A 22,932-nucleotide genomic window follows, 5' to 3' on the forward strand; every position below is an offset into this window, starting at 1 on the left:
ATGGGCAAGACCGAACACATCCCGCCAGTCGCTCAACGGCCGCCGTCGAGCGAACTCGCCCTGCGCCAGCCCTACCTGCTCCAGACCGCCATTGCCCGGCAGCAGGAAGAAGAGGACGAAGCGAACGCGCTGACGCTGGCGGACCTGCTGCAGATGGTGCTCAAGCACAAGTGGACACTGCTGCTCGTCATCCTGATTTCCGTTTCCATCGCCGGCGTCAACACGTTCCTGCTGCGCCCCACTTATCGCGCGACGGCGGTCTTGCAGATCGAACGTGCGCCTGCACGCATCGTGGACTTCAACCAGGGCGGCGGTGACGTTGACCAGATGGCGGTCGATGAATCAGTCGGCCTGAAGACGCAGTACGAGCTTCTGCGAAGCCGGTCGCTCGCCGAGCGGGTGATCGACGACATGCAGCTCGACCGGTCGAAGACAGCGCTCACGCCTGCTGCCAAGGCCAATCCCGCGCCAGCGTCTTCAGCCAATTCATCGAACAGCTACCTTGACCGGATCATTTCCGGCTACCGCAAACTGTCAACGCCCAGCACCCAGGACGCACAATTCCTGGGCCGCGAAGCAGTGGTCGGCGCCTTCCTCGGTGCGCTCTCCGTAGACCCCATCCCGAATTCACGGCTGGTGCGCGTGTCGGTCGACAACGCCGACCCGATGCTCGCCGCCCGGGTGGCGAATGCCACGGTGCAGACGTTTGTTTCGCTCGGCCAGGAACGCCGGATCGAGTCGTCGTCTTACGCCAAGGTGTTCCTGGAAGACCAGATCAAGCAGGTCAAGGGCAAGCTCGAAGAGTCAGAGCGCAGGCTGCAGCAGTACGCGCAGCAAAAGCAGATCCTTGCGCTCGACGACAAGACCAACGTGGTCAACCAGAGCTACATGGACTTCGCCACCGCGCTGTCCAAGGCCGAGCAGGACCGCATTCGCGCAGAGGCGATGTACAACGAGGTCAAGGCCAACCCCGAGCGCGCCTTGCAGGCCCAGGAAAGCAAGACGCTGCAGACCTTCAAGGAAGCCAAGGCCAAACTGGAAGTCGAGTACCAGCAGAACCTGCGCATCTACAAGCCTGACTATCCCAAGATGGTCCAGATCCGGGCGCAAATTACACAGATCGACGACCAGATCAAGGCCGAGCACGGCAATGTGCAAAGCCTGGTGAAGGCGCAGTTCGACGCGGCTGCCGCACAAGAGCGCCAGTTGCGCGAGCGCCTGAACCAGACGCGCAAGGAAGTGCTGACAACGCAGGACAACAGCATCGACCTGAACCTGCTGCGCCGCGAAGTCGATACCAACCGCCAGATCTACGACAGCCTGCTGCAACGGCTCAAGCAGATCGGCATTTCCAGCAACCTCACGACGAACAACATCTCGATCGTGGACGCCGCGACGCCGCCGCTCTTTCCCTACAAGCCCAACTTGCAGTCCAACCTGGTGGCCGGCCTGGGCATCGGCGTGTTCCTGGGACTGTGCCTGATCTTCGTGCTGGAATACATGGACGACTCCATCAAGTTCCCGGAAGAAGTGGAGCGAGTGCTGGGCGTACCCCTCATGGGCGTGATCCCCGTTGGCGAGAAAAAACGCAGCACGCAGAATTCAATCGCCCTGGACGTCCACGGCGACCCTCGATCGTCGATCGCAGAGGCGTACCGCTCCGTGCGAACGGCGCTGCAGTTCTCGACCTCCCACGGCGCGCCGACTCGCCTGCTCATCACCAGCACCACGCGCGACGAAGGCAAGAGCACCACGGCGCTCGCGCTCGCGATCAACTTCACGCAGATGGGCCATCACGTGCTGCTGGTCGATGGCGACATGCGCAATCCGTCCGTGCACAAGATGCTCGGCATCTCGAACGACATGGGCCTGTCCAACCTGCTCTCCGCCGAAACGCGTGGCGAGCAACTCATTCAGACAACGACCATTCCGAAGCTGTCAGTGCTCACGGCTGGCCCGCCACCGCCGAACCCCGTTGACCTGCTCATGGGCCCGAAGCTGCTGCAGCTGCTCGACAAGGCTGGTGCTGTCGGCATCAGTCATGTCATCGTGGACGGCCCGCCCATCCTGGGTATTGCCGACTCCATCGTGCTGGGCAACCAGATCCAGGACATCCTGTTCGTGGTCCGTGCGGCGTCTACACGCAAGTCGAACATTCGCGATGCGCTGCGGCGCCTGCGGCTGTCCGGGCTGGCGCCGCGCGGTACCGTCATGACATTCGCACCCGCCCGTGCGATGAAGGGGTACGGCGCGTATTACGGCTACGGCGTCGAGCCCGCTGCGCCCGCCCTTCCCCGCCAGTCGGCCTGAACCCATGAACGCCACGCCAGCAGGACGTCGCAGCGCCGTCGAAAGGGCCCTGCTCGACTATCAGCGCTCCCCTGGCAAGTTTGCACTTGCCACCCGTGAGCCCGCCGCCCTGTTCTCGAACATGAAAGACGTGCTGCAGATCGCCGCCGGGCGCGCTGCCGAAGGCGAAGACACGGACGCACCATCTGCAGAGTTGCGCCAGGCCGCGTGCTTTTTCATGCGCGGCGCGATGCTGAATCAAACAGCGGATCACTACACGCTTCTTGGCCTGGACAAAACCGCCACCGCAGACGCCATCAAGGACCACTACCGCCTGATGATGCGGCTGATCCATCCCGATTTTGCGCAGCAGGAGGGCGGCACCGATTGGCCGCCGGACACCGCTTCGCGCGTGAACCGGGCGTATGAAACGCTCTCGTCGCCGCAGTTGCGTCAGCAATACGACGCTGACACGGCGCCAGTGGCCGCAACAGCTGCGCCCACAGCGCAGACCTTGCGCGCCGAAGCAGAGAAGGCGCCGCCGGCCGATCCTCGTGCCCACCTGAGGGTGGTGGCGGGCGTGATGGGCGGCGTGGGCGTCGTGCTGCTCGGGACTTTCTTCTTCGGCGGCTCGGACCGCGAAAGCCTTGTGCAAAGACAGCAGGAAGATGCGGCGGAAGCCGCGGTCGAAGCGAAGACCCGCCCAGTGGAAACCGTGACTGCGCCGGTTGCACGCCGCGCGCAGCCAGCCGCCACGACGGATGTCGTGGTGGCCGCGGCGACGGTACAACCACCGCCAGCACCACCACCACCGCCGCCGCCAGCGCCGACGCCACCCGCGCCACCACCCCCACCTCCGCCTGCGCCGCCGCCTCCACCTCCTGCGGCACCCCCGCCACGAGTTGCGAATGCCATCCTCGCACCGCTGCCCCCCATCGTCGGGCAGCTCGACCAGGCCAGGCCCTTCGTCGCGATGATCCAGCCCGCTGTCAAGCCTCAAGCGGCGGCCAGCTTGTCGCCGACACTGAAGATCTCAACGGCCGTTTCATCCATGCAGGCGTCGCGTCCGACACCGGCTGTCCCGGTCAGCACGGCGCCGGTCATCGAGATGCCGCGACCGGCGCCAGCGGCTGCTCCGCCAGCAGTTGCGATCGTCGAGCCGCCGGCACCCGCTGCGGCACCTGTGGTCGCGCCTGTCGCCCGCCCCAACCCTGGGGTGACGATCGCCCAGGTCCATCCATTGCTGGCCGACCTGGTGCAACAAGTCGAAAGCGGCACCGGCGACCGGCTGCTCACCATGCTCGACCGGGACGCGCGCCGCTCACCCTCGGCGCAGGCGCTGGTGCGCCAGTACAACAGCATCGTCGATGGCGGCACGGTCAAGGTATCGCATGTGCAGTTCCGCACCGAGCCGCAGGAGGGGCGCCTGCTCGTCACCGGCTACCTCATCATGGAAGTAGCCTCGCCAAACAGCCTGACCTCCGGCAAGGAACTTGTCCTGCAAGCGGAATTTGTCTCCCGCAACGGCGCCGTGGTCATGACCAGCCTTTCCCGCCCGGGCGCCATGCGCGCCCAATAAAGCATGCCGCGCAGCCCTGCCCATCGGGATGCTGCGCAACGGCCGTTCGTGGCGCTCCTGGTGCTCATCGCCGCGCTGCTGCTGGCATGGCCCGTGATCTCCGTGAATATCGCTCGCGGTTGCGTGGTGGCCGACACGCCGTATCTCTCACTCTGCCCCATGGGCGATGCGGGGGTGGCGGCCATTCGCGAGCGCATCGCTGCAAACCCCGGCGAAACGCCAGCCTACCTCTCGCTGGCCGACCTGGCTCCTGCGAGCGCCGCACTCACGGCCGCCCAGCGCCTGGCGCCAACGCACCCGAAGATCCTGCTCATGAGTGCCACCTCTGCACTGCAGGGCGGAAACCTGAAGGCTGCCATTGCACCCCTGATCGATCTGGCCGAATACCACGGCGACAACGGCACAGCCAACCTGATCCTGGCGCGGCTCGTCGTGGCCGGTCAAACAGAGCTGCTCGAGCCCTACCTGAAGCCTGATTCGGCGTGGCCTGCGCGCGTGCTGAACGCGATGCCGCGCGTCGGCGGCTCGACGGCATCTGCCCTGCCGCTCATTTCGAAGGCGCTCGCCGCAAAGGCGCTCGACCCCGCGGCCGTCTCGGCGTACGTCGTCCAATTGAAGGCTGCCCGCTCATGGGGCGATGCCTATGCGCTGTGGCTCACGCTGCACGCGCAACCCCTGCCCATGCTCTACAACGGCAGCTTTGACGAGCCGTTCCTGTCGGAAGGCTTCGACTGGGAGGTGAATGATCAGATGCCGCTCAGCCGCGCTGGTGCCGTGGTCGATCGCGTGGGCTATGAAGCGCGCGGTGCAGTGCTCAATGTCAAGCTCACCGGCCGCTCCATCGCGACCCCGCTCGTGAGCCAATACGTCTTCATCGGCCAGGGACGCTACCGCCTCAAGGGTGAATACCGGACGCGGCGGTTGCGCCTGGACAACGGACTGGCCTGGACGATACGGTGCACGAGCGAGGCAGGCGCTGCGGCTGGGCCATCCGATGGGTTGCCGGAGGCAGACGCTGCCTGGCAGCCATTTACCTTCGAATTCACACTGCCAGCGACTTGCGGGCCAGTGGCCATCGTCCAGCTGGAGCCGTCGTCCAGGGCCGCCGCCATGGCGGGCGGCAGCGGGGAAGCATGGTTCGACGCGCTCACGCTGGAGCGCCTTGCGAATTGACCTGCCAGGGGCCTTCCCTTATAGTGAACTTCAATTCCGTTTGCAGGATCCCTCATGAAAACCCACCAGTTACTGGCTTTGGCCACCGTCGTCCTGAGCGCCGGCGCGATCGCCCAAACCCAAATCGGCACGGTTGTCAGCGTGGCCGGTCTCGTGACCATGAGTGACGCCAACAGCGTGACCACCGTCGTGCTCAGCACACCTGTCAGGAACGGCTCCAGCTTCGTGACCAGCTCCACTGGCAATGTCGTTCTTCGCGTCAACGGCAACTGCATCGTCACACTCACACCGAATCAGACGGCGACCGTCTCCTCCGACCAGACTTGCAACAGCATCCTCGCGGGCATCACGCCCCTGCCTGCTGGCGGTGCTGTAGCAGGCGGTACGGCCGGTGGTGGCGCAGGCGGTGTCGCTGGTGCGGGCGGTGCAGGCGGCGGCGCATTCCTTCCGGTGGTTGGCGCTGCGGCGATCGCAGGTGTCATCGCCAATAACGGCAACTCACCGAACAGGCCTGTCAGCCCTCAATGAGAGCGCAGACCGGCGAATCCAGTACAACGGGGCTCTTGAGCCCCGTTGCTCTTTTTGCCGGCGCACTATTGCTGACTTGCGCGCCCGTCATGCGCGGCGGCAACCGGTATGCCGCACTGATCGTCCTCGAACTGCTGGCACTCGTTGTCCTCGTGCTATTCGCCTTCAAGTCCGCGACGACGCCCGCAGTGACGGCCGCCATTGCCCGCAGGCGGCCGTTTCTGCTGCTGCTGGCCAGCCCCCTGCTGCTTGCCCTTGTCTTTCTCACACCGCTGCCGCCAGAGCTCTGGAGCCGGCTTCCGGGCCACGCCGAGATCGTGCGTGCCATGCAGGATGCGGGCGTCGACAACGCCACGTGGCGCGGCGCATCTGTCAGCCCGTCCGCCACGGCGGCATCACTACTGGCGGGCCTGCCATTGCTGGCCTGCCTGCTCCTGGGCTTCCTGGCGTCCATCGATCAATTGCGCGTGCTCATGCGGGTCGTGGTGTGCGTCGCTTTCGCACAGGTGGTCCTGGCGCTGCTGCAGGTGGCCGGTGGCGAGACCTCGCCGTTCTACTTCGGGGTTCTCACCTTCGGCGCACCCGTGGGCACATTCGCGAACCGCAATCACTTTGCGAACTACCTCGCCATGGCGCTGGTCGCGCTGGTGTGGCTGGCCTACGAAAGCTGGCGCGACTCCAGGCAAAAAGAGGATTCAACGTTCACAGGCCGCCAGCGAACCGTGGTGTGGGTGTGCTGCGGCCTCTTCCTGATCGTGGGCATCCTGGTCTCGCGCTCGCGCGGCGGCGCGCTCTTCGGGCTGCCGTTCGCTGTGCTCGCGCTGATGGCCATCAGCCTGCGCATCAAGGGCTGGTCGCGGGGCTGGCGCATTGCGGTGCCACTTTCGCTTGCCGTCTTTGTGCTGTCGATCGCGCTGGTGGGTTACGAGCTCGTGCTGTCGCGCCTGACCACCGAACAGCTCGCGTCGTCAGCTGACTTTCGCGGCCGCCTCGCCGAGACGACTTTCGAGGGCGCCATGGCGTTCTTCCCGCTGGGCTCCGGCTGGGGCACGTTCGACCTGGCCTACCCCCGCTTCCAGCCCGCCTCATTGCCGGGCTTCGCCAACCAGGCACACATGGACTACGTGCAGATGCTCTTCGAAGGCGGCATCTTCTTCGTTGTGTTCGCCATTGCATTTATCGCATTGGCCGCCAAGCGCGCCTACCTGCTGGCGCGGCGGGCCTGGCTGGACCGCACGCTCAATCGCGAATGCATGGCCGCTGCGCTCGCGGGCCTGGGCCTCATGGCCTTGCTGCTGCACTCCACCGTGGAGTTCAACATGCGCATTCCCGCCAACGCCATGCTCGGGGCCTTGCTGTGCGGCGTCTTCCTGCGACCGCTGCACACTTCCACCGGCTCCACCACCTCCGCATGATCGACCTGCACAGCCACATTCTTCCGGGCATCGATGACGGCGCAAAGACGCTGGAAGACTCGCTGGCCATGGCGCGCATCGCCGTGCAGGACGGCATCCGGGTGATGGCGTGCACGCCGCACATCTATCCCGGCATGTACATGAACAACAAGGCCGGCATCCAGGCTGCGCGCGACGCGCTGCAGCAGGAGTTCAACCAGCACGGCATCGCGTTGCAGCTCGTGATCGGGGCCGATGTGCACCTGGTTCCCGGCCTCGTCGAGGGCATGCGAAAGGGCCTCATTCCAACGCTCAACGGCAACACGCGTTACCTGCTGCTGGAGCCATCGCATCACCACGCGCCACCGCGTTTTGAAGAGCTGGTTTTCAACATCGTGGTGGCGGGTTACACGCCCGTCATCACACATCCCGAGCGGCTCGTATGGATCGAGGACAACTTCGCTGTCTTCGGCCGGCTCGTGCACCAGGGCGCGTGGATGCAAGTCACGGCTGGCGCGCTGACCGGCAAGTTCGGCCCGCGTGCGAAGTACTGGGGCGAGCGACTGCTTGGCGAGGGCCTGACACACATCCTCGCAACCGACGCGCATACAACGGGGCGGCGCAGGCCGGTGCTGTCCGAAGGCCTTGAAGTCGCACGCAAACTGCTCGGCGATGAAGAGGCGCAGCAACTCGTCGTCGGGCGGCCCGATGCAATCTTGCGCAACGTGCTGCCTTCACAAACGGCGCCGCTGCCGGCGAGCGCGTCGCGTGCAAGCGGCATCGGCTGGCTCGGCAAGCTGTTCGGGCGGCGATAGGCGCCACGGCGCGCTCGCTGTCTTGTGTTTGACAGCCAAGTGCACCCTGGCGGCAAACAATGCATCCAACAACGAAGGAGACCGTGATGAACATCGCCTCACTCAAGGAAGTGGTCAGCGCCGAAGAGTGGCAGCTGCGCGTGGACCTCGCCGCCTGCTACAGGCTGGTGGCCCTGTACGGATGGAGCGACCTGGTGTTCACGCACATCAGCGCGCGCATTCCCGGCCCCGAGCATCACTTCCTGATCAATCCCTACGGGCTGATGTTCGACGAGATCACCGCATCGTCACTCGTCAAGGTCGATCAGCAGTGCAACAAGGTCATCGACTCGCCCTTCCCCGTGAACCCGGCGGGCTTCGTGATCCACAGCGCCGTGCATGAGGCGCGCGACGACATCCAGTGCGTGCTTCATACACACACGCGCGCCGGCGTTGCCGTGAGCGCGCAAAAGTGCGGCATCCTGCCCATCTCGCAGCAATCAACCTTTGTGCTGGGCTCGCTCGCGTATCACGACTATGAAGGCGTGGCCTTCCGCGACGAGGAAAAGCCGCGTCTGCAAAAAGACCTGGGCAGCGCCAACTTCCTGGTGCTGCGCAATCATGGCCTGCTGGTGTGCGGCAAGACGATTGCCGATGCATTCCTGTCGATGTACACGTTCGAGAACACCTGCCGCATCCAGCTCGACGCGCAGGCCGGCGGTGAGCTGGTCATGGTGAATCCGCAGATCGTCAGTGGCGTGGCGCAGGCCATGCGCGTGCAAACCGGTGGCCTGGGCGGCGCGTTCGCGTGGCCATCGCTGATTCGCAAACTGGAGCGCACGGACGCGAGCTACAAGACCTGAGCGGTATTCCCACGCGCTGCCTGAATTCGGCGCGCGGGCTCCATGCCACGTGCAGCTGCGGGCTTGCAGCCCACCTACTTCATCACCTGGTTGATCGCACGCTGAATCCGCACTTCAACGATCCACCCCAAGGCCAGCGCGGCGCCCAGTGTTAGCAGTGCGCCAAGCCATGGCGCTTCAAACAGCCCCGCCTGCCGGGCTATCTGGATCAGCGGCAGGTGGCATGCATAGAGAAAGTACGAGACAGGCGCGATCAGACAGAACGGTCGCATCAGAGGGAAGAACCCCCTGAACCTAATCATCGACCATCCGTAGGCAATGCCCACGAATGCTGCGGCAGCAAGAAAGTGACGCACCTGCAGGAATGGGCTGGTGCCAAGCGCAATCTTCGCGCCGGACATGCCGACAAGCGGAATGCTCCACACGAGCGCCAGCGCGAGCAGGCCGCCAATGATCTTCATCGCAGTGCCTCTGGCAACAAAGCCGGCCGCGCTGTAGTCGCGCGAGAGCTCCACCCCCGCCCACCAGATCACGAAATAGCCGAGGAACAGCGAAAGCTGATTGGGCAGCAGCAGGTAGCTTCCCGCGCCAAGCAACGAGAGCAGCCATACCAGTGGAAACCGTGACGCTTTCCTGTCTGCAGCCCACAGCGAGAGCGGGATGAAGCCCATGTAAAACCACCACTCGTAGGAGAGCGACCAAAGCGCCGAATTGCCACGGTACGTGTCAACCCACACGCCCGGCTTGAGCGAGGCCACGTCTTGCATCATCAAGATGTTTCCCAAGAGCTGCACCGCCTGCACGGGCACCAGTTCGCGGGCGCTGACGCACGCCGCAAGATAGGCCAGAAAGAGCGCAACCAGAAAGATCGGGTAGATGCGCCGGAACCGGTGGATCAGGTATCGCTTCGCGGTCACAGATCGGCCGCGAGTCGAATGATCAATCACGAACCCCGAGAGCAGGAAGAACAGAATGACCGCCTCCTGCCCAAAGTAGAGCAGCATTCCCCATCCGGAATTCGGGGCAAGGCGCGCGTGATGAGCGAAGACATAGAGCGCCGCAAAACCGCGCAGAGCCTCCAACCCAGGCAGCTTGACTCCCGACATGGCTCTTTCGCAAAACAATAGCGCCTGGCTCGATTGCCGGGCTGCACAGCCAATGATGCCATGCGTTGGCTGCCAGATGACCGGGGCGTGCGCTACCCGCCCGCCCCCACCGCAGCCAACTCCACCACCGCCTTGCCACTATTGGCCGTCATCCGGGGCTCGTGTTCATTCACGATGATCTCCTTGCGGATCATGTTCACATTGCCGAAGTAGGTCGCGAAGGCCACGTCTTTCGCATCGCGGCCCGTGCCGATACGAACGAGCCGGTCGACAGGTGCCATGCCCGAGCCATCGAACAGCACCCACCGGCCTCCCAGCCACGCTTCGAACACCGCATGAAAGTCCTGCGGCGGCTCGTCGAACCACACGTGGCCCACCACCAGGCGCGCGGGTATGTTCAGCGCGCGGCACAGCGTGATGCCTACATGCGCCATGTCGCGGCACACACCGGCGCGCTGGACGAACACTTCCTGCGCAGTCGTCGTCGCAGTGGTACTGCCGGGGCGGTACCGGATCGACTCATGAATCCATTGCACGATCTTGCGTACACGGCCGATACCCGGCTCGATGTCACCAAACATCTGGTAGGCCACCTGGCACATCACGTCCGACTCGCAGTAGCGCGTGGGCATGAGGTAGTGAAAGATTTCGTCAGGCACTTCACCCACCGGCGACTCGGGCAGATGCTCATCGACATGCTCCGAATACACCTCGACGTCGGCCTTGTAGTTCACCATCAGGTGCCCCGGCTGCGCGTCGAAGCGAAAGAAGCGGTTGCCGCTGCGCTCGTCGGTGAAGGTGTGCAGGTTGACGCCTGACGAGACAGCCAGCTTCTCGCTCAGGATCTTCTGCGTGGGCCAGTGCGCCGCTTCGAGGTTGAAGCAAAAGTGCGAAGGCGCCCGAACTTCATATTCAAGAACGGTTTCGACAGTCGAGACATGCATGGGTTCTACGTGGGTGAGCTCAGGCCTATCGCCTGCCCACCGATCGTAGAAATCCAGCCCAGCCGTGCGAATCAGCACCCGGCGCGGCGCCCTGTAGGACGGCGCCCTGAGTGGGGCCGTGCCTGGGGGCTATTTCCCGAACAGGCCTTTCAAGCCTGTTCCGATCGCGTCGCCAATCTTGGCCCCGCCACCCGTGCCGAGGCCGGGCGCAATCACGGTGCCAATCGCCGCGCCCACCAGCGCGCCGCGGCTCAATGACACGCTCGGCTCATCCAGCGTGCCACCCACAGCCAGGGGAATGCCCAGCGCGCCGCCGGCAGCGCCACTGACCAGATCGACCGTGATGCGGCCGCTGAGCGCCTTGTTTGGCGACATCGCAACATTGCCGCTGGCCGACAGCACGCCCGATGTCGCAACGAGGCTGTTCAACTGCACCGCGCGCCCCTGCGTGACGACATTGCCGGCCAGCGCGTCCAGATGCGTTTCGCCCCCGCGACTGGTGCCGACGGCTTTCACGGCCTGCGCCAGATCAACGCCGTGCACCACTGCACCGCGCACCGTGAACTTCGTCTGGGTACGCAACACATCGGCGAGCGCACTTGGCGCCGCAAATTCCGCTTTCAGCGTGGTGCTTGCTTCGAGCTTGCCCGTCAGCGTTCGCGATGGGGCCGTCAGCGCGGCGATCTCGACGTTCCTGGTTTCAAGTTCACCTTGCAACACGGAGAGCGCCTTGTCGCCCGAGGCCAGTTTGAGCTGGCCCGCCATCGTGCCGCCGCCGATCTGCACGCGCACCGCCCAGTGATCGGCCTCGCGCACCACGCTCGCCTTCGCGCCGGCAAGATGGCCCTTCTTCACCTCAAGGCTCGCGTTGCCAGGCAGGCCTGCTTCGTCAAACTCGGCAGTCGCATCGACCGTGGTCGTCAGGCCCTTCTCGCTTACCCAGCTGATGCCGTCCAGCACCACCTTCCTGGGCATGGCCACCTTCACGCCGGTGGCCGCAGGCTCTGCGGGTGTGGCGGCCTTGTCCGCAGGCGCCGGCTTCTTCCGCAATGCTGCGCCGATCGCGGCAACCGCTGCTTGCGGAACTACGGCATTGCGCACGATCACCGTCTTGACCTCGAGGCGCCCGCGCAGCAGTGGCGCATAGCTCGGGCGCGCGATGATGCGCTCGAGCGTCAACGGGGGCTGGCTCAACACCCGCACATGGTTGAGTGCGACGGCCGGCAAAGGCCACACATCCACATCGATGCTGCCCAATTCGACCGGCACGCCCACAGCGCTGCTCACCTGGTCAGCCACGAATCCGCGGAAGTCATCGCTGTGCACCCAGCGCTGCAATCCAAGCGCGATCACCGCCAGCATCAACGCCGGCGCCACCACCAATCCTGTTACCCACCACATCCATTTCTTCATGAGCGGCATTGTCGCGCGTCCCTACGCCCCACGAGGTCACGCTGCACCGCTAGGATGTTGGTCTACTCCACGATCCATTCGCCCGGCTTTCCAATCCCATGAAGACTCTTTTCGATCCCGTACAGGCTGGCAGCCTTCAACTTCCCAACCGCATCGTGATGGCGCCGCTCACGCGCAACCGCGCACCCGGGGCGATCCCGAACGACCTGATGGCCACGTACTACGCTCAGCGTGCGAGCGCGGGCCTGCTGATCACCGAAGCAACCGCCATCAGCGCGCAGGGCCAAGGCTATGCCGACGTGCCCGGCCTGTACGGCACCGAGCAACTCGACGGCTGGAAGCGCGTGACCGATGCCGTGCATACCCAGGGCGGGCGCATCGTCGTGCAGCTGTGGCACGTGGGCCGCGTGTCGCACGTGGACTTGCAACCCGACGGCCAGCTTCCGGTGGCACCTTCGGCCATCGCGGCAAAGACAAAGACGTTCCTGATCAAGGATGGCGTCGGCAGCTTTGCGCCGACCTCGATGCCGCGTGCGCTGGATTCAGAAGAGATCCCCGGCATCGTGCAGGACTTCCGCCACGCGGCGCGCCATGCAATCACGACATGCGGCTTCGATGGCGTCGAGATCCACGGGGCCAACGGCTACCTCATCGACCAGTTCCTCAAGACCGGGGCCAACCATCGCAAGGACGACTACGGCGGCTCGATCAAGAATCGCGCGCGCCTGCTGCTCGAAGTTGTGCGCGCCATCGTCGGCGAAATCGGCGGTGACCGCACGGCGATTCGCCTGTCGCCCGTGACACCAGCGAACGACATCATCGATGCCGATCCGCAGCCCCTGTTCGACTACGTGGTGCGTGAACTTGCGCCCCTGGGCCTTGCATACATCCACATCATCGAAGGCGCGACAGGTGGCCCGCGCGTGCTCGAAGACCGCCCCTTCGACTACCGCGAGCTTGAAAAGACCTACCGCGACGCCGGCGGCAAGGCCGCATGGATGGTGAACAACAACTACGACAAGCCCTTGGCTGAACACGCGATTGCCAACGGCGCCGATCTCGTCGCGTTCGGCAAGCCATTCATCTCGAACCCGGACCTGGTCGAGCGCCTGCGAGCCAACGCGCCATTGAACGAGCCTGACAAGTCCACGTTCTATGGCGGCGGCGCCAAGGGCTACACCGACTACCCCGCGCTAGGCGCCACCTAAGCGGCCATCGCAGCGAGCAGGAGCGGGCGGCCGACTTGCGGGGCGCCACCGGGCAGCTCGTCGAATGGACGAAACACGGTCTGCTCGCTGGCGCGCTGCGCTGATTGCGTAACAACACCGCGCGACTTCTCTGCAGACGCGATCGTGCGCTGCGTCCAGCCAAATCCCTGGGGCGTGTAGTTCGCAGGGTTGCGCATGACTGCGTCTGCTTCCTTTGCAAAATTCCGTGCCTGATTGCGCAGCGCCTTTTGCGCTGACGCATGCTGCTGAGCTGCCTGCGTCAGCGCATTCTGGGCCTTGCCCAACAAGCCGTTCGCCTGTGCACGTGCGGCTTCACTCAAGCCATATCGCATGAAAAGTTCGGCGCCGTCATCCAGGCTGCCGAGCTCCGCTGCGATGGCCTGCTTCTGCGGCGAATCGCCCGGCAGCAATGTGTCCAGACACGAGCGCTGGTTGCCAAATGCCACACGCGTCACAAGGCTGAGCGTCGGACTCAGTTCGGCGCGTTGCGGCCCACCGGCAAGCATGCCGTTCTCACGCACGATGGTGCGGCGCACGCCAAGGTCAATGCCCACGCCGGCCTCCCTGGAGGCCAGGTCCCCGGCCAGCGCCGCCCTGAGCACGGCTTGGGCGCGCACGTCGCGGCTGAAGACTTCGCGCTTGAACTGACCGCCCTCATGCACGCTATGACTCTCGCCAGCAGCCGCAGCAAGCTCCAGAGAGAGCGAGGCGATGGTCAGGTCCGCTGTCGCGGTGACGGAAACATCGCCGCGGACCAGCGAATGTGCGGCCGACTCAACCGCAGTCGCGGCCTGCACGTGTGGTGCGATGTCGGCATTGTTCGCCACGGCGACAAGCAGCGCCTCACACGCCGCCTGCTGGTCGAATTTCACGCGATACCCCTGGTCGCGCGCACGCGTCACGCCCATCCGGATGTCAATCGCGTCCATGAGTGTCGTGACTGATGCGCCATGACGCGCACTGGCTCCCGCCAGGATTTCCACATCAAAGGTGCCATCCTGCGCGAGCGAAACTGCAATGCTCCTGCGCTTTTCAGCGGACAGGCTTGTGTCAACCGACAGCCCGGGGACGGTGGGGACCGACACCGAAATTTCTCCCGCCGCACCGAACGAAATCGTGATGACCTGGCCGGGCTTGAGCGCAGCCAGGGCCTGCTTGAGCATGGCCTCATTCGCCTGTTGCCTGCCTCGCTGTGCAGCGGCAGCCTTGGCTTGCGCCGCCGGTCGGCTGGAGGGCTTGGCAATACTGGCTGGAGAGCGGAGAAAGCCGCCTGCGCGATTCGCCAGAGACGCGGGGTCAAAATCGGCGCAGAGTTTGTCGAGTGACCGCGTGTCCGCGGGCAGCTTCTCGCGCAAGTGCACAGCCGCTTCTTTCACGACAGGATTGGCTGAGTTCACATTCATGTCCTGACCCATTGCCGCCAGGCGCTGAATGATCAAGCTGCTGTAGGTGACGCCGTCGGCGCGCTGACCCGCCGGTGTGAAATTCGCATCCTGGCTTTCGTTGGCCACTTGCACCACAGCGATGCGACGCAGTGCGCGCAGCAGCTCCTTCGCGCCTGTGCGGCGATGCAGGGCTTCTTCGATCAGCGGCCGGGCCTGCACATCGATGGCGGGGTCATTGATATCGGCAGCGCTGATGCCCAGATTGGCCAGCAACTGCATGCCAACCTGCGCAACCCGCACTTGCGGATCGAGCGAAGCCACCAGTGAATTCTTCTGCAGCGCCTGGCCGAATGCCTGGATCTGATTCATGCAAGCCTGCACATCAGCGGAGCTCTGAAAGCCTTGCCGGGCATGGTCTTGCATCGAACCAATGTCGATCCCTTTGGCCTGGAGCTCAAGAAACAACGCATCGGACTGGGCGGTGTCGTCCACCGACAGCCGGATCCAGTTGGCAATTGCCAGATCACGCTCGCCCACCATGCGCGGCGCGTTCTGCACAAACCAGGCAATGAGCGTGGCATCGGCGCGCAGCGCCTGGAAAGCGCCTGTGGGAAACCTGTTCGCGCCTCGCGCACCAGACAGGGCTGCTGATTGCATGGCAATGTCGAGCGCGCGCGCAGCCTTGCGACGCAGGTGTTGTGCCTCAAGATTCAACAGAACCTGCTTCTGGGCGGGATCGAGCGCATCCGACTTGAGGCTCCACGCCAGGTCGTCCCACTGGGCACCAGGCAGCACCATGTCGATGATCTCCGCGTCGCGATCGCACATGGCTTGCAGCCACTGCACCTCACGCGTGCCGGTGATGATTTCGTCCAGGCGTTCAAAGAGTGCCGTGCGAAAGTCTGCGGCGACACGGCTTGCCACATTCGCGAGGCTCGCGCGTGCGTTGACGTAGCCGGCAACATCGAGACTGTGCAATGCCTGCCGCAGACGCGGCTGCGCGGCCATGGCGTCAAGATCGGCAGACCGCGTTCGCAGTGCTTCGAGCGTAGCGCGCGCCGCATTGGCCTGCGCCTGCAGGCGCAGCCGCGTATCACTGTCCAGGTTCGAACTGCTGGCGATTGACAAGTCACGCTCGTCGAGCTCACGCAAGCGGCCTTCAATGTCCGGTGCAGCGCTGTCGACCGTGATGCCATCGATCGCCGCGACGATGAACAACTCATGCTGGGAGGCACTCTGCTCAAGAAGAGAGCGCAGTTCCGTCAGACGCGTCAATAGCATTGCAATGCTCGCTGTCGACAGACCGCTTTCCGCCGCAAGTTCGCTCTCAATGGTGTTCAAGGCCTGCAAGCGCCTGCCGAACGTGCCGCCACCACCTTCCAGAGCGTCGATCTCTTTCGCGTAGCGCTGCAGACGCGAGCATTCCATGCCTGTGGCAAATTGAGCAACGAGCGCCGCGTAAATCACCTCAGTGCATTTGCGGGCCTTGGTCCCGCCCATGCCCGAGCGCACCAGCGCTGATCGCAAGTCATCCTGCAAGGCTTGTCCGCCATCGAGCTGGCTGAGCAACTGGGCAACGTCCTGCGGCCGCGCGGAGGCGAACTTCTTCGCGAGTTCGAACGACGCATCGGGCGCACCCTTGCCCGATTTGACAGCGCTCACCAGTTCGGTCAGTGCACCTTCACGGTCAGAGCCGTGAGGCTGACCGTCCCGGCCCTGTGTATCGCTGCCCTTGCGGGTCAACGCCTCGCGAAAAAATCTCGATTGGTGCGCGCGGCTTGCCGCGACCAGGGCGCCTGCAGGCAGGTCAGACGTTTTCCTGCGCAACAGGAAGTCGGCCACCTGGCTCTTGCGTGAGCGGTGCGAAGGCTTGATGGCACCCAGCTCTTCGACGACGTCATCCCATCCATCGAAAGATGCGGCGACTGCCAGCGAATCAATGTCTGCGGCACCATCCGGTGTCGTGGTGGGCGCAAGGAAAGCTGCGGACTTCGCGGAGGCGGAGGGGCTCACATCAGACCTTCAACATGGAGAAATTGGTGGGGGAGCGAAGCTGACTCAGCGCCTCGCGACTGGCCTCGTATTCCGCTTCGGCCAGGTCGTTGCGCAGACGTACAGCGTTCTCGAGAATCTGGACAACCAACGCGGCGAAGCTCGCTTCATTCAGGCAGGAGAGCGGGCGTTCTTGCCAAAGCACCAGCTCGGCATCAAGAGGGTCGACGCCGAAGGCGGCGCCACCAGTCCCGATGCCCATGAAGCTCGCGAGCAGGCACCGCTCCGCGAGATCAGGGTTTTCTTCAGGCTCCCAGGGCAAGAGCGCTACACGCAGATAGACCGAGCCGTTGTCAGGAACCTCGACGCAGCAGTCGAGGCCAGAGTCATGACCAATGGTGCAAACGCCATCGTGATCAAGTGCCAACCCAACCCGGGTCTGCCTGCCAATGTGCTGAAGCCAGTGATTGACGAGCGCTTTGTCGTCCCTGTGAACGCGGCGATTCTTAGCCATCGTGCTCCCCAGTGGGTGGTGCCATGGCTCCCTGAGCCCTTCATGCGAGGGCTTACGAGGGCTATCCTAGGTGGCAATGTGCTGCGCCAAACCTATCCAATTGGTTGTCCACCCCTGCGTATCTATCGAAAATTTGCCTCTTGGGCATGGCTCGCCCCACCGGCAACTCTTTACACAGCCGTGACGTCGCCTCCACGGTCCAGATACAACTCGCGCCCACACTTGCTTCCAACCTGGGATGAATCCCGGGCCCTCTGGATTCAAGCAAAGGACCTCTCGATGAAACTCGCAACCAAGCACCTCGCACTTGCCGCCATGCTGGCAACCATCGGCTTCACAGCCAGCGCCCAACCACAGAACCCGCCTGCCGGCGGCCCCGGCGCGATGCCCGGCCACTCGATGATGCGCGACGGCTTCCATTTCGGCCGCGACCCGGCACAGATGCAAAAGCACCGCGAAGAGCGCATGGCTGAGCGCATGGCGACATTCAAGCGCGCACTGCAAGTCACCCCCGCCCAGGAAGGCGCCTGGACCGCGTGGACGCAGGCCATGCGCCCCGCGCAACACCAGCGCCCCGACCAGGCCGAGATGCTGCGCATGACCACGCCTGAGCGCATTGACCGGATGCGCGCCCTGCGCAACGCGCACATCGCCGAGCAGGACCGCAAGGCCGACGCGACCAAGACCTTCTACGCGACGCTGTCGGTCGAGCAAAAGCGCGTGTTTGACACCGCCTCCATGAAGTTCATGGGCCGGGGCATGGGTGAGCGCGGCGGGCGCCACGGCTGGCATCACGGCGGCTGATTCCCGGCCGCAACAGCAGCCGCCTGATTCGGCGGCTGCCCGCAAAAGCCCGCGCCGGCATCAAGGCGTGGGCTTTTTTTTCTTTCTAGAACTTCACCCCGTAGCGCAACTGCAGAAAGTTCTCACCGGGGTTCGGGTGCTTGATGCCGGCGTTCGAATAGTGCGTCAGGCGCAAGCCGACCTCCTGCGCGCCGAAGCTGTAGCCCGTGCCGATGGTGTCGGCGAAGTTCAGGCGCGTGCTGAACGTTTTGCTGGCGGTGATGTAGACCTTGTCGGTGTACGACAGCCCGATGCCGCCTTCGACGAAGAAGCCCGTGGCCGACTTGTCGAAGTGATAGCGAAAAATCGGCTGGAGCACGACCTGGGTGAACGACACGCGACCCGTTGCTGACTTGCCGCTCCACTGCCCGAGCGACGCCTCTGTCTGCAGAGTCACGAGGCCGCCTGCCGTTTCATAACGCCAGTTCCACGGCCAGACAAGGCCCGCATTGAAGCTGTAGCCGCTGTGGTCAGCGACTGCGCCTTCAAAGAAGAATCCCGAAGGACTCCAGTCAGCGTGCGCGGCACCAGACGCAACAGCAAGACACGCAGCCAGCGGCAAAAGTTTGATTCGCATGAGGCAGCCTTCAGTGATGGGGGCGACTGGAAGCTTATGCGATTTTCCTGACCACAGGCACACGGTCTGCAGTCCTACAGCACTCATAGCTGCTCGACGGTAGAAAAGTCTCTCCCGCTTCGGGAGACTTTTCGCATGACCGATACAGGCGCTTCCACCCCAACCTTGACCGTGATGACGGTCAACATCCACAAAGGCTTCACCAGCTTCAACCGCAAGTTCATGCTGCATGAGCTGCGCGACGCTGTGCGCAAAGTCGGCGCCGACGTGGTCTTCCTGCAGGAAGTCATGGGCACGAACGGGCGTCACCGCAATGATCCGGCCGACACGCCTCACTACGAATTTCTGGCAGACGAAATCTGGCCGCAGTACGCCTACGGACGCAACATGGTGTCGACGAAGGGCCATCACGGCAATGCAGTGATGTCGAAGTTCCCCATCGTCCACCACCAGAACCACGACGTGTCGGTGTTGGGGCCTGAAAAGCGCGGGCTGCTGCACTGCATCCTGGAGATTCCCGGCACCGGCCACCAGGTGCACGCCGTGTGCGTTCACCTGGGGCTGGCCGAGTCGCACCGGCGGCAGCAACTCGACCTGCTGTGCGAGCTGGTTCGCGGCGAGGTGCCGGACGATGCACCGCTCATCGTGGCCGGCGACTTCAACGACTGGCGCCGCCGCGCGCACAGCATCCTGGAAGACGGTGTTGGCTTGAAAGAAGTGTTTGTCAGCGCGTATGGCGAATCTGCCAGGACGTTTCCTTCGCGGTTTCCGATGTTGTCGCTGGACCGCATCTACGTGCGCAATGCGTCCGTGCATCTGCCCGTCGTACTGCCGCGCAAGCCTTGGTCGCACCTGTCCGACCATGCGCCGCTTGCCGCCGAAATTCATCTTTAGGAGCTTGAGCCATGCACAGCCGCTGGATCACCGGCAACGACATCCAACTTCTCGAGAACGGCGAGGAATTCTTTCCGCGCGTCTTCGACAGCATCTCGAAGGCCAGCCGGGAAGTGATCATTGAAACCTTCATCCTCTTTGAGGACAAGGTCGGTCTTGAACTGCATGAAGTGCTGACCGCCGCGGCCCGGCGAGGCGTGCAGGTGGACCTGACGATTGACGGATTCGGCTCGCCCGACTTGTCGCCGCAATTCATCTCGTCGCTGCAGGAGGCAGGGGTTCGCATTCATGTGTTCGAGCCTGGCAAGCCCCTGTTCGGCTACCGCGTGAACCTGCTGCGCCGCATGCATCGCAAGATCGTCGTGGTCGATGCGGCCACCGCCTTTGTCGGCGGCATCAACTACTCGGCGGATCACCTGGGTGACTTCGGCCCCGAGGCCAAGCAGGACTACGCCGTGGAAATCCACGGCCCGCTCGTCGCCGAGATCCATCGCTTCACGCACGCCGCGCTGGCACAGGGCCAGCGCTTCCAGCGCGGCCTGCGGGCCTGGTGGCGCGGCCGCCGCGACTTGCGGTCAACGTCGAGCGAGTTGCCGCCCGCTGGCGAAGCAGCGGCGATGCTCGTGGTGCGCGACAACACGCAACACAAGGGCGACATCGAGCACCACTACCGCGTGGGCCTGCGCGCCGCCCGGCGCCGCATCGTCATTGCGAACGCGTATTTCTTTCCTGGCTATCGCTTCATCAAGGAGCTCAAGCGCGCCGCGCGACGCGGTGTCGAAGTGCACCTGATCCTGCAGGGCCAGCCCGACATGCCGATCGTCAAGACCGTGGCGATGATGCTGTACCACCAGCTCATCCGCGCGGGCGTGCAGATCCACGAATACTGCGATCGCCCATTGCATGGCAAGGTGGCGCTGGTGGACGACGAGTGGGCAACGGTCGGGTCGAGCAACCTCGATCCTTTGAGCCTTGCGCTCAACCTGGAAGCGAACGTGATCATTCGCGACAAGGCATTCAACCACCGGCTGTACGAGCGGCTGGACCACTTGATGCAGCACAACTGCAAGCACGTCACCAGCGAGGAGTTGGGGGAGCTGAAGGGCTGGAGCCTGGCGCGCAGCTTTGTGGCCTACCACTTCTCGCGCCTGTATCCCGGCTGGGCCAACTGGCTGCCCCGCCATGCACCGCGCCTGATGCCCGCCATCGACGCGCGGACTTAAGGTGCCATGACGGACCGCACCCTTTCCGCACGCGTGCTGGACGGGCGCGCGCCAGCAGGTACGCGGCCGTGGTGGCGCTGGGCCAAGCGGGCGGCCTCGCTCGTTTTCTTCGCGGCCGTCGTGGCCCTGCTCGGCCAGTACGCGCAGCACATCGACTGGGACGACGTTCTTGAGTCGCTGGGCAGCACGCCGCCCATGGCCTTGTTCGTCGCTGCGTTACTGGCTGCCGCCAGCCACCTTCTGTACAGCTGCTTCGACCTGATCGGCAAGCGCTACACGGGCCACAACCTGCCGACGCTCACAGTGATGGCGGTGACATTCGTGAGCTATGCCTTCAACCTGTGCATAGGCTCGCTGGTGGGTGGTGTTGGCTTTCGGTACCGGCTCTATACCAGGCTGGGCCTGAAGGGCAGCGTCGTGACGCGCATCGTTTCGATGAGCATGCTGACGAACTGGCTGGGCTACAAGCTGATGGCGGGCATTGTTTTCCTGCTGCATCCGCTGGCGCTGCCGCCAGGCTGGCATCTGGGCAATCACGCGCTGCAGTGGCTGGGCGCGTTGCTGATCTGCACCTCGCTGGCGTACATCGGCGCCTGCGTCAAATGGGGCGGCCACAGCTGGACGATCCGCGGCCATGAGGTGTACCTGCCGCCATGGCGTATGGCCGTGCTGCAAATGACGATCTCATGCGTGAACTGGAGCCTGATGGCCGGCGTGATCTTCGTGCTGCTCGGCCAGCGTGTGCCTTACACCGACGTGCTGACGGTGCTGTTGATCGGGGCTATCGCAGGCGTGGTCGCGCATGTGCCGGCAGGCTTGGGTGTTTTTGAATTCGTCTTTGTTGCGCTGCTGTCGCACGTGGTGTCCGAGGGCACGCTCATCGGCGCGCTGCTGGGCTATCGGGCGATCTACTACCTGGCGCCGCTGGCCCTCGCGAGCGTGCTGTACGTGGCAATGGAAGCGCACGCCCGCAAACACACCACACACGCGCCGAGAGATTCATGATGCAAGCGTGGCTGGACAGCGAAACCGACATCGAAGGCTTTCGCGAAGAAGCCCGCTCCCTGCTTGCCAGCCAGGTGCCGCCTGACGAAGTCCAGTGGCTGGCCCTGGCGCGCGACGACGCGGAGTTCACCGGCACGGCGCCTGCAGGCAGGCCGCTGGGCAGCTCAGCCAGAAGCGCCTCTTCCATCGTCCCCGCTTCATTCCAGCGGCTGTGCGAGATGGTGGTGTTGCACCAGGACCCTGAACGGTTCAACCTGCTCTACAGGCTGCTGTGGCGGCTGGTGCACGAGCCGGGCCTGCGCAACAGCGCGGCCGACCCCGACATGCTGCACGCGCAGCAAATGGGCCACGCCGTACGGCGCGACCTGCAGAAGATGAAGGCGTTCGTGCACTTTCGTGTGGTGAGCGACGCACTGCAGGCGCCCATCGAGATGGGATGGTTCGAGCCAACGCACCATATCGTCGAGGCGGCGGCGCCGTGGTTCGCACAGCGCAACCCCCGGGCGCAATGGGCGATCTTCACACCCAGGCGGTCCGTGGAGTGCAAAGGCCAGCTGCTGCACTTTGGCGCGGCACTGCCTCGCACGGCATTGCCAGCCAACGATGCGCCGGACGCGGCATGGGCGGCTGTGTATTGGCAAGTGTTCGGCAAGCAGTAGCCTGCGTGCCGGCGGAGTGTCCATAATCCGTGCAACATGGCTGACGCAATGACCGTACGAGTCACGCACCGCTACCAGCTGCCAGCGCAGCGGCTCTTTGACGCGTGGCTCACGCCGTCGGTGGCGGGGCGCTTCCTCTTTGCGACACGCACGGGCACGGTGCTGCACTGCGAAATTGATGCGCGCGAAGGCGGGCAATTCACAGTGACCGATCGCCGCCCGACGGCCGATGGCGACGAAAGCTTCTTTGATGCTCAGCACCGCGGCACTTATGTGGAGATCGATCCGCCCTCGCGGCTGGTATTCGACTTTGCCGTGGAGCCTTATGCCGATGAAGCAACGCGCGTCACGCTCGACTTCGTGACGCTGGGCGCCAACCTGTGCGAGATCGTGCTGACGCACCAGCTGCCAGACAACGAGACGGCGCGGCTTTACGAAGAGCGCACGCGCCAGGGCTGGGCCAACATGCTCGCCCAGCTGGACAAGGTGCTGAACACGCGGACGTGGGGCGGCTTGAAGGGCTAGCGG

20 protein-coding genes are annotated in these 22,932 nt (G+C 64.2%); 14 read left to right on the top strand and 6 right to left on the bottom strand.

The window, feature by feature from the left end:
* The 7 genes from GHT07_RS06160 (at position 1) to GHT07_RS06190 (ending at position 8,620) form a co-directional block, all read left to right on the top strand.
* Positions 1 to 2,310: a GumC family protein gene (locus GHT07_RS06160; protein ID WP_153584187.1), complete on the top strand. Its 2,310-nt coding sequence runs from the start codon at positions 1 to 3 to the stop codon at positions 2,308 to 2,310.
* 4 nt (positions 2,311 to 2,314) lie between these two features.
* Complete coding sequence (locus GHT07_RS06165) at positions 2,315 to 3,868, top strand: J domain-containing protein (RefSeq protein WP_153584188.1); 1,554 nt, start codon at positions 2,315 to 2,317, stop codon at positions 3,866 to 3,868.
* Positions 3,869 to 3,871: 3 nt separating this feature from the next.
* Positions 3,872 to 5,041, top strand: a complete 1,170-nt coding sequence (locus GHT07_RS06170; protein ID WP_153584189.1) for a hypothetical protein — start codon at positions 3,872 to 3,874, stop codon at positions 5,039 to 5,041.
* A 54-nt stretch (positions 5,042 to 5,095) separates the two neighbouring features.
* Positions 5,096 to 5,569: a hypothetical protein gene (locus GHT07_RS06175; protein WP_153584190.1), complete on the top strand. Its 474-nt coding sequence runs from the start codon at positions 5,096 to 5,098 to the stop codon at positions 5,567 to 5,569.
* A 35-nt stretch (positions 5,570 to 5,604) separates the two neighbouring features.
* Positions 5,605 to 6,984, top strand: coding sequence for an O-antigen ligase family protein (locus GHT07_RS06180; RefSeq protein WP_194792851.1), 1,380 nt, complete (start codon positions 5,605 to 5,607; stop codon positions 6,982 to 6,984).
* The gene (locus GHT07_RS06185) at positions 6,981 to 7,778 is read left to right on the top strand and encodes a tyrosine-protein phosphatase (RefSeq protein WP_153584192.1); all 798 of its coding nucleotides are present in this window, start codon (positions 6,981 to 6,983) and stop codon (positions 7,776 to 7,778) included. The genes GHT07_RS06180 and GHT07_RS06185 overlap by 4 nt, the downstream gene beginning before the upstream one ends.
* A gap of 86 nt (positions 7,779 to 7,864) precedes the next feature.
* Positions 7,865 to 8,620, top strand: a complete 756-nt coding sequence (locus GHT07_RS06190; protein WP_153584193.1) for a class II aldolase/adducin family protein — start codon at positions 7,865 to 7,867, stop codon at positions 8,618 to 8,620.
* Between the two features lie 74 nt (positions 8,621 to 8,694).
* On the opposite strand, the gene GHT07_RS06195 is transcribed toward GHT07_RS06190, so the two are convergent.
* The 3 genes from GHT07_RS06195 to GHT07_RS06205 all read right to left on the bottom strand — a co-directional run bounded on the left by GHT07_RS06195 (position 8,695) and on the right by GHT07_RS06205 (position 12,083).
* Complete coding sequence (locus GHT07_RS06195; protein WP_153584194.1) at positions 8,695 to 9,726, bottom strand: acyltransferase family protein; 1,032 nt, start codon at positions 9,724 to 9,726, stop codon at positions 8,695 to 8,697.
* Between the two features lie 92 nt (positions 9,727 to 9,818).
* The gene (locus tag GHT07_RS06200; protein WP_153584195.1) at positions 9,819 to 10,670 is read right to left on the bottom strand and encodes a transglutaminase-like domain-containing protein; all 852 of its coding nucleotides are present in this window, start codon (positions 10,668 to 10,670) and stop codon (positions 9,819 to 9,821) included.
* A 129-nt stretch (positions 10,671 to 10,799) separates the two neighbouring features.
* Positions 10,800 to 12,083: an AsmA family protein gene (locus GHT07_RS06205; protein WP_153584196.1), complete on the bottom strand. Its 1,284-nt coding sequence runs from the start codon at positions 12,081 to 12,083 to the stop codon at positions 10,800 to 10,802.
* A 98-nt stretch (positions 12,084 to 12,181) separates the two neighbouring features.
* Here GHT07_RS06205 and GHT07_RS06210 point away from each other — a divergent pair, with 98 nt between their 5' ends.
* On the top strand, positions 12,182 to 13,291 hold the full coding sequence (locus GHT07_RS06210; RefSeq protein WP_153584197.1) for an alkene reductase: 1,110 nt from the start codon (positions 12,182 to 12,184) through the stop codon (positions 13,289 to 13,291).
* On the opposite strand, the gene GHT07_RS06215 is transcribed toward GHT07_RS06210, so the two are convergent.
* Complete coding sequence (locus GHT07_RS06215; RefSeq protein WP_153584198.1) at positions 13,288 to 16,710, bottom strand: hypothetical protein; 3,423 nt, start codon at positions 16,708 to 16,710, stop codon at positions 13,288 to 13,290. The two genes, GHT07_RS06210 and GHT07_RS06215, sit on opposite strands and share 4 nt — an antisense overlap.
* A gap of 1 nt (position 16,711) precedes the next feature.
* Positions 16,712 to 17,203 carry a CesT family type III secretion system chaperone gene (locus tag GHT07_RS06220; protein WP_153584199.1) on the bottom strand — a complete coding sequence of 164 codons (492 nt, stop codon included), beginning with the start codon at positions 17,201 to 17,203 and terminating at the stop codon, positions 16,712 to 16,714.
* Between the two features lie 279 nt (positions 17,204 to 17,482).
* Between GHT07_RS06220 and GHT07_RS21280 the strand changes: the two genes are divergently transcribed.
* Positions 17,483 to 18,007 (top strand): Spy/CpxP family protein refolding chaperone, encoded by a 525-nt coding sequence (locus GHT07_RS21280; protein ID WP_194792852.1) that lies wholly within the window; start codon positions 17,483 to 17,485, stop codon positions 18,005 to 18,007.
* A gap of 85 nt (positions 18,008 to 18,092) precedes the next feature.
* Here the strand turns inward: GHT07_RS21280 and GHT07_RS06230 are convergent, their stop codons facing one another.
* A complete protein-coding gene (locus tag GHT07_RS06230; RefSeq protein WP_153584201.1) occupies positions 18,093 to 18,623 on the bottom strand; it encodes an acyloxyacyl hydrolase in 531 nt (176 codons plus the stop codon).
* A gap of 135 nt (positions 18,624 to 18,758) precedes the next feature.
* Between GHT07_RS06230 and GHT07_RS06235 the strand changes: the two genes are divergently transcribed.
* From GHT07_RS06235 to GHT07_RS06255, 5 genes are read left to right on the top strand one after another with little or no spacing between them, the layout of a single operon-like run.
* Complete coding sequence (locus GHT07_RS06235; RefSeq protein WP_153584202.1) at positions 18,759 to 19,517, top strand: endonuclease/exonuclease/phosphatase family protein; 759 nt, start codon at positions 18,759 to 18,761, stop codon at positions 19,515 to 19,517.
* Between the two features lie 11 nt (positions 19,518 to 19,528).
* The gene (gene clsB, locus GHT07_RS06240) at positions 19,529 to 20,740 is read left to right on the top strand and encodes a cardiolipin synthase ClsB (protein WP_153584203.1); all 1,212 of its coding nucleotides are present in this window, start codon (positions 19,529 to 19,531) and stop codon (positions 20,738 to 20,740) included.
* Between the two features lie 6 nt (positions 20,741 to 20,746).
* Positions 20,747 to 21,745: a lysylphosphatidylglycerol synthase domain-containing protein gene (locus GHT07_RS06245; protein WP_153584204.1), complete on the top strand. Its 999-nt coding sequence runs from the start codon at positions 20,747 to 20,749 to the stop codon at positions 21,743 to 21,745.
* Complete coding sequence (locus tag GHT07_RS06250) at positions 21,742 to 22,404, top strand: TIGR03915 family putative DNA repair protein (RefSeq protein ID WP_228488203.1); 663 nt, start codon at positions 21,742 to 21,744, stop codon at positions 22,402 to 22,404. The genes GHT07_RS06245 and GHT07_RS06250 overlap by 4 nt, the downstream gene beginning before the upstream one ends.
* Before the next feature lie 36 nt (positions 22,405 to 22,440).
* A complete protein-coding gene (locus GHT07_RS06255; RefSeq protein WP_153584205.1) occupies positions 22,441 to 22,929 on the top strand; it encodes an SRPBCC family protein in 489 nt (162 codons plus the stop codon).
* Positions 22,930 to 22,932: the final 3 nt, after the last annotated feature.

It is taken from the genome of Caenimonas koreensis DSM 17982, assembly GCF_009646335.1.
Classification (GTDB): Bacteria; Pseudomonadota; Gammaproteobacteria; order Burkholderiales; family Burkholderiaceae_C; genus Ramlibacter; species Ramlibacter koreensis.